The organism is Candidatus Eisenbacteria bacterium (assembly GCA_018831195.1).
Lineage (GTDB): Bacteria > Eisenbacteria > RBG-16-71-46 > CAIMUX01 > JAHJDP01 > JAHJDP01.
Window position 1 is genome coordinate 1 of sequence record JAHJDP010000120.1, and the last position, 5,435, is coordinate 5,435.

Below are 5,435 nucleotides of genomic sequence, written 5' to 3' on the forward strand. Positions count from 1 at the left end.
CCCGCTTCGTTGCGTTGATGGATCAATTCATGCCGAACTGGAGGGTTCATCGCGAGGCGCTGAATCGCCTGCCGATTCGACGAGAGAAGTGGGGATATTGAAGTTGAGTGAGCCTTCGAGCAAAGCGGTGTCAAGCTCGGAAGCTTTTGCCGAGTGTTCGGGAGCTATCCCTTCCACAAAGCGCACCACGCCCGCGCTGAAAGTGGGTCGGGCCAGAACTTACACATTCCATCCATTCCGCCCCCCACCAGCCCGGCACACCGCCAGTGGGAGGGGGGGGCGAGCTTTGGCTGGCCCGGTAACAGCTTCCAATCCATTGCAACCTAATGCGATATAGGACCGAATCCCCACCCTTTCCACCCGGCCCTGATTAATGTTATTATTATCGTGTGACTGTGTGGGGTTAATGGCGATTCAGGGGGTGTCTCATGTTGTTCCGCTCAATCTTGATCGGCCTATTCCTGGCACTAATCCCAGCTGTCGGTTCTGCCACGACCTGGAACGTCTACGAAGACGGTTCTGGTGACGCTCCAACCATCCAAGCCGCTGCCGACAGCTCTACTCAGGGGGATACAGTTCTAGTCGCTCCTGGAACTTATTTTGAGAACATCTACGTGCTAGAGAAGGGTATCATCTTAGTATCTCAATCCGGCCCAGAGCTTACCGTCATTGATGGAAGTGCTTCTCCTGGATACGCTGTTCACTTTGACACAGTAGAACATGGAGTGATCGATGGATTCACAATCACAAACGGTTCTGGTGATTTAGACATGGGCATTGTGATTAAAGGGCACAATCTTCTGATCAAGAACAATATCCTTAGGGATAACCACACATCAGTATCTGTTGGTGGTGGTGTATCTTGGGTTGGGAGCGGTACTATCGAGGATAACATATTCATTGACAATGAGGCGGAGCAAGGTGGGGGGTTAACCATGGGGTATTTTGAACATGATGATACACCTCTAGTCAGAGGTAATGTATTTATCAATAACCGAGCTAGTATTGCAGGTGGAGCAATTTATTTGCGTATTGACGAAGCCATCCTTGAAGAGAACCTATTTGTATCCAACGAAGCACCAGAAGGATCGGGGGTCTATTGCTTTTCCGGTTTTTCAATAAGACAGAACACATTCTATGGTAATCGAGGAGCAGGTGGGACCATTTCATTTCGAGCAGTTGCATCTCCCTATGTAGAAAATAATGTCATTGCAGGTACGCTTGAGGGATTTGCTGTGAATTGTATTCCAGTTGGCGGTTACACCCCCGAGCCACAAATTAGATGCAATGCCTTCTGGAACAACGAGGGAGGGGCATGGTCTGGATACGGGTGTAATCCCGCATGGTGGCCGGGCAATTTCGAGGCTGACCCCCTCCTCTGTGATCCAGAAAGTGGGGATTTCCATTTGGCTGAGAATTCGCCTTGTGCGCCTGGGAATCATCCCTACAACTACCCTTGTGGTTTAATCGGCGCTTTCGACATGGGTTGCATTCCAGTCCCGGTTGCACACCCAACGACTTGGGGATCGATCAAGGCCATGTATGGGAGTGGGAAGTAGATGATCTTTAACTTAGGAAATCATCAGACCCGACCCAACCAATGTGAACCAGTCTACCTGGGGCGGGTGGATGCGACTTATAAATAGGGAGTGTGCTATGGTATCCCGCCAGGCTCTGATCGTGCTGTTCATATCATTGATGCCCGCAGTCAGCTCTGCCACGACCTGGAATGTTTACGAGGACGGCTCGGGCGACGCGCCAACAATCCAAGCCGCTGCCGACAGCTCTGCTCAGGGAGATACAGTTTTGGTGGCTCCAGGAACCTATTTTGAGAATATTTATTTATTGGAGAAGGGTATAGTCCTGATATCCCAATCTGGTCCCGAAATCACTACAATTGATGGAAGTGCAATAGCAGGACCGGGGATCTTTTTTGACATGGTAGAAGATGGAGTGATTGACGGCTTTACAATTCGCAATGGGCACGAAAGCGGAGATCGCGCCATCGTTATGGGAGGCCATGGATTAATAATAAGGAACAACATCCTCCAAGAAAACCATACCTTCGGAGATGGTGGTGCTGTTCAATGGGAAGGTAGTGGTGCCATAGAGAATAATGTATTCATTGATAATGAAGCGGGTTCGGGCGGTGGCTTGGTGATGGCATATTTTGGACCCGACGACACCCCTCTAGTCAGAGGAAATATCTTCATTGATAATCAAGCGGTGATTCGTGGGGGGGCGATTCACTTAATCGCCGATGAAGTTATTGTTGAGGAGAACCTCTTTATCTCCAACGAAGCACCTGAAGGATCTGGAATTTATACTGAAGGAAACTGTCCAATACGAAAGAACACCTTTTACGGAAATCGAGGAGCGGGTGGCGCCATTTCCTTTCGTGCCGTGGCGGCGCCTCTTGTCGAGAATAATATAATTATGAACACCTTAGAAGGTTATGCAGTGAACTGTGTTCCAGTTGGCGGCTACACTCCCGAGCCGCATTTTAGTTGCAATGCCTTATGGAACAACGAGAGTGGGGCTTGGGCTGGTTACGGATGCGAAATCTTTTGGTGGCCGGGTAATTTCGAGGGTGATCCTCTGCTATGCGATCCGGAGAATGGCGATTTTCATTTAGCCGAAAACTCGCCCTGCGCTCCTGGAAACCATCCAGGTGGCTATCCTTGTGGTCTGATAGGTGCTTTTGATTCTGGTTGCATTCCAGTCCCGGTTGCACACCCAACGACTTGGGGATCGATCAAGGCCATGTATGGGAGTGGGAAGTAGATGATCTTTAACATAGGAAATCATCAGACCCGACCCAACCAATGTGAACCAGTCTACCTGGGGGCGGGTGAAGGCGACTTATAAATGGGGAGGGTGCTATGGTATCCCGCCAGGTTCTGATCGTGCTGGTCATATCCCTGATGCCCGCAGTCAGCTCTGCCACGACCTGGAACGTCTACGAAGACGGCTCAGGTGATGCGCCGTTCATCCAGGCAGCGATAGATAGCGCCGCAAGTAGGGACACAGTACGGGTCTGGCCGGGAACGTACGATGAGGATCCCATCCTGATATACGGGAAATCACTGCAGCTTGAATCGACGGGAGGCGCGGAGATGACAACCATTCCGAGCCTCTACTGGATATATGGGAATGGACCGGAAACAGTGATAGTCTCCGGCTTCAGAATCGTGGAGGTGAATGGCCAACCGGCCTTTCGGGTAGCATTGATCAACCGATTTGAGATCCGGCAATGTATAATCGAGGGTTTTGGAGACAATAGCTCGGTGGCCGGCGTAGAGGAGTTTAGCATCGATGAATGTGTTTTCAGGGACAACATCAACCAGCACGATCAAGCGGGAGGGGCGCTGGCGATTGAATCCGTGCACCGAGGAGACATAACGAATTGTCTCTTCATTGGAAATCAGACAACGCATTGGAACGAAGGCGGTAATCCGGATCTTGGTGGTGGCGGTGCTCTGAATGCGTGGACCGCGTCCGGCTATGGACCGTTAAGAATCTCAGGCAATCTTTTCGTCGGCAATGAAGCGCCACGGACAGGTGCCGTAATGATTGCCGGGAATATCGAGTTTTTCAACAACACAGTTGTCGGCAATACTTCTGATTTGGCTGCCGTGTACCTCGCCCCAGACGATGAAGCGACGATTCACCACAATGTCTTTGCATCGAATGATCCGTATGGGCTATACGTCTGGCTTCATACTGGGTGGCAACGTTGTTGCTGCAATGGCTACTGGGAAAACACCGGCTGGCCGGATTTCTACAACCATGAAGGTCAGTGGGCTGGCCCGTGTTTGGGTTGCGAGGACATAGATGACTGGGCTGATGTAATGATGGATCCACTGTTCTGCGATCCTGATCTTGAGGATTATCATCTACAAAATTCGTCACCCCTGTTGCCGGAAAACCACCCACCAGGTTCCGAGGATTGCGGGGGTCTGATAGGTGCCTTTGGGGCGGGCTGCGCCTCCTCATCAGTCTCCGAACCAGCTAAGCCAATTCCGTCATCGTGGGGGCAGATCAAGGCGACTTATAAATAGGGGGTAATTCATGCGGGTGCATTTCGCATTTATACTTCTGGCTATTATTCCAGCCCCTGGATCAGCCATGATCTACAATGTTCCATCTAGTTTCTCCACCATCCAGGCGGGGCTTGATGCGGCCACCGCAGGAGATAGTGTTCTAGTGGCAGCTGGAATATATGCAGGAAATGGCAATAACAACCTCGGCTTTGCGGGAAAGGATATTGTCTTGATTTCGGAGGAAGGTGCCGCAGCTACGATAATTGATTGTCAAGGTGAGCACTTTGGAATTTATTTTCAAAATCGTGAAAGCCGAAATTGTATAGTTGATGGATTTACCATTCGCGGAGCCGATCGCACCGCAATCGTGTTTGGGAATGAAGCGTCATCAACAGTCGCCAACTGCATTTTGAAGGAGAATACGAGGGGTTTATCATGCTCGGAGGCGTCCTCGTGTATGATTGATAATTGTCTCATTCTCTCGAATGGGAGAGGCGATGGGGCTGGCATTTATATTTCGCATTCCTCACCAGAGGTTAAGAATTCTATTGTTTCCGGGAACCGGGCGCCTGAGGCAGGTGGCGGAATACTGGTCGGGAATGGCTCAACATTAAGGCTTGATGGATGTTTAATTAATGGGTGTTTTGCAGCGGGTATGGGTGGAGGGATATTTTGTGGCGTTGATGCCTCAGCCCTCATATCAAATTGCACTATTTCGGGCAATGCGGCAATTAATGGGGGTGGTTTAATAACCGGCGGTGGATTTATCCAGCTTGAAAACAGCGTTGTGTGGGGAAATTTTGGAGGCATGGTCATATCGAACGGATCTGCGACAATTAGCTGCTCGGTGGTCGACACGGCTGAAATTGTAGAATGGGGGATTTCGGAGATTGAATATATTGGTGCAAATGTATTTTCGGATCCTTTGTTTTGTTACTGGATTGATGGTGGCTACGACCCTACGTCGGAGGGAGATTATCGAGTCGAATCTAGCTCTCCCTGCCTGCCTGAGAACAACCCATGTGGGGTACTCATCGGCGGGTTGGGGGTGGGATGCGATCTCCCAGATCCGACAATCCAAAGAAGTTGGGGATTGATAAAATCATTTTATGGTGGTCGCTGATGATATTGAAAATGCTGAGTCCGATCGGTTCTATAAGGGTGGAAAGCCCAATTATGCATAAGAGGCAAGATTCTCCGCAAATTCCATCCAGGATCTTAAGCCCAAAAACAGAGAGTGGTTAGAAGAGGGTTGCACCCGGGGAGCCGCGATGAGCCGCCTCGAAATGGGGTGGCTCTTTTGGTTGACGCTGACGCCGGTAGCTTAGGACATTGGGGTTCGCTATATCTGTAAGTGTCATAGAGTTTTGCGGTTGCGGCATTCTGAACGGG

General features: G+C 50.3%; 4 protein-coding genes. All 4 read left to right on the forward strand.

From position 1 onward, the window contains the following. Positions 1-428: 428 nt before the first annotated feature. Positions 429-1,559 carry a right-handed parallel beta-helix repeat-containing protein gene (locus KJ970_21145; protein ID MBU2693432.1) on the forward strand — a complete coding sequence of 377 codons (1,131 nt, stop codon included), beginning with the start codon at positions 429-431 and terminating at the stop codon, positions 1,557-1,559. A 97-nt stretch (positions 1,560-1,656) separates the two neighbouring features. Then, positions 1,657-2,784, forward strand: a complete 1,128-nt coding sequence (locus KJ970_21150; protein ID MBU2693433.1) for a right-handed parallel beta-helix repeat-containing protein — start codon at positions 1,657-1,659, stop codon at positions 2,782-2,784. A gap of 98 nt (positions 2,785-2,882) precedes the next feature. Beyond that, the gene (locus KJ970_21155) at positions 2,883-4,061 is read left to right on the forward strand and encodes a DUF1565 domain-containing protein (protein ID MBU2693434.1); all 1,179 of its coding nucleotides are present in this window, start codon (positions 2,883-2,885) and stop codon (positions 4,059-4,061) included. A 10-nt stretch (positions 4,062-4,071) separates the two neighbouring features. Next, on the forward strand, positions 4,072-5,166 hold the full coding sequence (locus KJ970_21160; protein ID MBU2693435.1) for a right-handed parallel beta-helix repeat-containing protein: 1,095 nt from the start codon (positions 4,072-4,074) through the stop codon (positions 5,164-5,166). Positions 5,167-5,435: the final 269 nt, after the last annotated feature.

Bases quoted from the DNA above. Each gene is read 5' to 3' on its own strand.
- KJ970_21150 (MBU2693433.1), top strand. From the start codon at position 1,657: ATGGTATCCCGCCAGGCTCTGATCGTGCTGTTCATATCATTGATGCCC.
- KJ970_21145 (MBU2693432.1), top strand. From the start codon at position 429: ATGTTGTTCCGCTCAATCTTGATCGGCCTATTCCTGGCACTAATCCCA.
- KJ970_21155 (MBU2693434.1), top strand. From the start codon at position 2,883: ATGGTATCCCGCCAGGTTCTGATCGTGCTGGTCATATCCCTGATGCCC.
- KJ970_21160 (MBU2693435.1), top strand. From the start codon at position 4,072: ATGCGGGTGCATTTCGCATTTATACTTCTGGCTATTATTCCAGCCCCT.